This window comes from Acidithiobacillus sp. TH-A36, assembly GCF_057473445.1.
This window is the reverse complement of record NZ_JBYCKP010000362.1, coordinates 1-3,097: the sequence shown is the minus strand read 5'-3', so window position 1 is coordinate 3,097 and position 3,097 is coordinate 1. Positions and strand designations below refer to the sequence as shown.

Sequence of the window (3,097 nt, the reverse complement as noted above, 5' to 3'; positions counted from 1 at the left end):
GGTTTCAGGTTGAGATTACCAATATAACCATTACCATCGTTGAACCAGCCGATCATATTCATGGCCATGGCATTGCTGGACCAGGGGTAGAGTTCGTAAAGGCTGGGGGCTTGGGCTTTACGCGCCAGTCCCAGGGTATAGCTACTGTGTTTATCGGGCTGGTAGTGCACGATGGCCGAAAAATTCCAGTTGGTGTACTGGCGCTGGCGATCACTCCGGTTGAATGTCCCCGGCAGGCTTTGCGGGTTGTCCGGGTTTCCATACATCATGGCATTGTAACCTTGAACCGGACCGGTGTTCATGCGCACATCTTCCAGCCGCAGGCCAAGATCACTGTTCCAATGTGGATTCCATTGCGTTTTCAGGTCGGCGAAAGCGGCATAGCGATCCCTTCTGCCATTGTCGATATTTATATAAGTATTGGGGCCCATCATGCTCATTTTACTGGTTGCTGGGGGCCACCAGTCGTTCAGATGTTCATGGTTGTAACTGGCACCGAATTCCAGGTGATTGCGTGTGTCCAGAGGCACAGCAATTTTACCCTTTACGCCGTTATTCACGCCCTGGGTGTTCATTGGCATGCCCATCATGGCGCCCAGGTTTTTGTCTGCAAGGAAGTTCATGCTGTGCTGAACTACCTGATTGTAAGCCTGTAATTCCAATTTACCCCATTGAAATTGGCTCTGATAATGGAGGTTAAGGCGGGTACTGTGATTTCCGGTCATATCCATGCGGGCACTGGGAAATCCCTGGTAGGGGATGCTCTGATATTGCACGCCCAGTTCCAACACCTGCTGTTTCCAGCGGTAGGCAGCATTGAGATTCTGGTATATTGCCTCATACAGGGATGAAGCCACCATATCGCCGGGAATGCCGTAGGTTTCAGGCTTGAAAGCTTTTGCTGCGGTGTAGTTGCCGCCATGTACATAGGAGCCGCTATAGTTAATGCTGAAGTGCCTGGTAGCCGCCGCAGCATTCAGATGCGTTCCGTAAATATTGCCATTACTTTGATAAAATCCGCCTACGCTGCCGCCACTCACAAAATGGCTGCCGGGCTTTGCGAAAATTGGTTGCGGCGATTTGACGATGACGGCTCCACCAATAGCGTTGCCCCCCACACTTACCGGGACCACCGTGGGATAGATGGTTATCTGACCAATGGCGGCTGGCGGGAGATACGAAAGCGGTGGGTTCATATGATTGGCACAGGCATTGGGGGTGCTGAATCCGTTAACCTGCAAGAGCAGTTGATTGTCACTCAAGCCGTTTAAAACTGGCAATCCGGATACTCCACCTGCGGCGGAAACAGAACCTCCGGGGATGTTCTGCAAAATTTTCGCGGTATTGCTTGCCAGATGGGCATTATCACGCGCATTGGCCGAGGCGTTCAGAGCGCCATCTGCAGAGTCCGTCATGAATCCTGGTAGATTAATGTTAATGGTCATCGGGGTTGTTGCCTCGGAGCTGTTGGCCAGTGCCAGCAAGACCGCACCGATAAGCGGGTGGATAGGTGCTCGTCGCATGAAATTCTCCTGATAATTAAAGTTATTTTTGGAATTTTGCGGCGGTTGAGGATAACGCGTGTGAACGCTTCCTCACTTTTATTATGGTAAAATCGTATTCGATCTCCACAGTAGTTTGTAATTCTAATGTTTTGCTGGGCAATAGAGGGATATTATTAAAGTATATTAAGGTTATCTGATATTATTGCGATTTGTTTCCGGCGAATTTACGCTGGATCCTGGGTATTTTTTGGAGTGCAAACCTTCATGGTTCTTCGTCCGAGTTCCATTTCCAAGCTGGTCGTGTTTGGTTTCGGCCTGGCCATCGTGCCGCTGGTATTGGTCATTGTCAGTGTGACACTTTCCATCGCGCATTTTGCCGAACAGGGGCAGGTCAGTATTCTCCGGGCAGTGGCCATGAGTGATGCGGCCAATCGCATGAATAACGCCGTGCGTTCCATGGAGCGTTATGGCCTGCAGTACACCGTACTGCAGGATCAGGCATTACTCGTTTTGTATGATCAGAGCTTTAGCGAGTACAAAAAAGCCAGTACCCAGTTTGCGGCGGCAGGTCCCTCGCCGGTGGACCGGGAGCGGCTGCATCATCTGGCCGAAAATCTTTCCCGTGCCCGTCAGCTATTACCCCTGGTTTCCCTGGAGGGCAACCGGAGTGCTCTGGCAGGTGATTTCAGCCGGGCCAGCGGGGAGGCCCAAAGTCTGCAAAGTGATGTGAATGAAGGAATCAGTACAGAGGTCGGTAAACTGGGCACGCGTGCGTTGGCTATAAAACGGCTGACCATTTTTGAGGTGCTTCTGGTTTTACCCCTGTCAGTCGCGGTAGCTGTTGTGTTCATTATTCTCATTACCCGACCGGTGCGGCGTCTGGATCAGGCGGTGTCCGGGCTGGGTGCAGGTGATCTGGAAACACCCATAACGGTCAAAGGGCCCCGCGACATAGCCAGTTTGGGAGATCGCCTGGAATGGTTGCGGAACCGTCTGAACGCTCTGGAAGCGGCCAAGCTGCATTTTCTGCGTCAGCTTTCCCACGAGCTGAAAACGCCTCTTACAGCCATTCGCGAAGGGTCGGAGTTGTTGCAGGACGATCTCGGACAAAATCTTAGTGCCGAGCAGCAGGAAATCGTACAGATTGTGGGGGATAACAGCTTACGCTTGCAGCGCCTCATTGAAGATCTGTTGCGGTTTAGCCTGGCGGAGGGGCCTGTGGGTGCCGGCATGGTGCAGGAGTTATCTCTGACTCATGTTGTAGAGGATCTGCTGCTGAGCTACAAGCCCAGTCTAAGAAGTAATGCATTACATCTGGAAACCCGGCTTGAGGAGGTGCGTATTCGGGGGCATGCAGATCGACTCCGCACTATTTGTGATAATTTGTTGTCAAATGCCGTGAAATTCTCTCCTCAAAACGGTACCATACGGGTGGATTTGCAAGTACAGGACGAACAGGCGGTGTTGGACGTTCAGGATGAGGGTCCTGGAGTAAATCCCGATGAGCGGGAAAAGATTTTTGATATTTTGTATCGCGGCGAAGCTTCGGATTCCGGAAAAATAGAAGGTAGTGGTCTCGGGTTGGCCATTGC

Annotated in this window: 2 protein-coding genes; one reads left to right on the top strand and one right to left on the bottom strand. The window is 51.6% G+C overall.

Annotated elements, in window-relative coordinates; translation table 11 throughout:
* On the bottom strand, window positions 1–1,523 hold a 1,523-nt coding region (locus AC2VLY_RS09635), incomplete at its 3' end, for a TonB-dependent receptor plug domain-containing protein (RefSeq protein ID WP_486892292.1).
* Between the two features lie 246 nt (window positions 1,524–1,769).
* On the opposite strand from AC2VLY_RS09635, the gene AC2VLY_RS09630 reads away from it, so the two are divergent.
* A partial coding sequence (locus AC2VLY_RS09630) for a sensor histidine kinase (protein WP_486922171.1) occupies window positions 1,770–3,097 on the top strand: 1,328 nt, incomplete at its 3' end.